Origin of the sequence: Haemophilus sp. UMB1048 (assembly GCF_030218125.1) — a bacterium.
In the GTDB taxonomy this organism is placed as follows: domain Bacteria; phylum Pseudomonadota; class Gammaproteobacteria; order Enterobacterales; family Pasteurellaceae; genus Haemophilus_D.
On the sequence record NZ_JASOPB010000170.1, the window covers coordinates 1 to 243 of the forward strand.

General features: G+C 52.7%; 1 protein-coding gene. It reads right to left on the reverse strand.

Going from position 1 to position 243, the window contains the following annotated elements; all coding sequences use genetic code 11:
* Nucleotides 1-243: protein rep (locus tag QP437_RS10335; RefSeq protein ID WP_072107737.1), on the reverse strand; the 243-nt coding region annotated here is incomplete at both ends.

A 243-nucleotide genomic window follows, 5' to 3' on the forward strand; every position in this document is an offset into this window, starting at 1 on the left:
TAATCCGATTTATCCTTCTCAGGGGCGCGTTTGTAACGCCGTTTACCTGAATCCCAGACAAACGCCGTCCGCTTCCCGTCATCAGTGCCATCCCCTACATCGTCGGCAATGACAAGATCCTCATTGGTTTCTCGATCCAACTGGAGGACGTTTTTTAGCGCCCCACCGGTCGAGATAAAACGGCGCTTGTGAAGCTGCCGCGTCAGCTCAAGAAACCACTCAGGATCGTTTGCCATATCTTCC